Below are 527 nucleotides of genomic sequence, written 5' to 3'. Positions count from 1 at the left end.
TGTGATTCATGACTGGGGTGAAGTCGTAACAAGGTAACCCTAGGGGAACCTGGGGTTGGATCACCTCCTTACCTTAAGATGTCGAGTTGTTGAGTGTTCACACAGATTGCCTTGATTCAAAGTAGTTAGAGCAAAGACCTGGTGCAGAGATGCATCAGCTTCTGTTGTCCAGCCCTCGGGATGGATGAGAGAAAACCTCCTCTGCCGGATAACGGGATGTGAATAGCAGTTTACTGCTACCTGTTGTCTCAGTGCGCAAGCACTGCAAAGCAGACTCGGGGTCCCCTTCGTCTAGAGGCCTAGGACACCGCCCTTTCACGGCGGTAACAGGGGTTCGAATCCCCTAGGGGACGCCACTTCTCTTCTTGCTAACAAGAATGCAGAGTTAAGAACAAAATTCTTAACTCTGTTTTCTTCGGCGCACTTTATAAGTGAATGCCGTTGCAAACATGCTCTTTAACAATCTGGAAAGCTGATTTAAAAAGTAGTTCTCAAACATTTGTTACAAGTGCTTTGGAAACTTCTTG

At 46.9% G+C, this 527-nt stretch carries 1 tRNA gene and 1 rRNA gene; both read left to right on the top strand.

Features of this window, described 5'->3' with window-relative positions:
- Positions 1–71: ribosomal RNA gene (locus G5195_RS20170) — 16S ribosomal RNA — on the top strand; the annotation flags it as partial.
- Between the two features lie 209 nt (positions 72–280).
- Positions 281–356 (top strand) — tRNA-Glu (locus G5195_RS20165).
- The last annotated feature ends 171 nt before the right edge of the window (positions 357–527 follow it).

This window comes from Aeromonas sp. 601039, assembly GCF_049174415.1.
Taxonomy (GTDB): domain Bacteria; phylum Pseudomonadota; class Gammaproteobacteria; order Enterobacterales; family Aeromonadaceae; genus Aeromonas; species Aeromonas veronii_A.
Note: the sequence above shows the minus strand (reverse complement) of the source record. Positions and strands in the feature narration are given on the sequence as shown.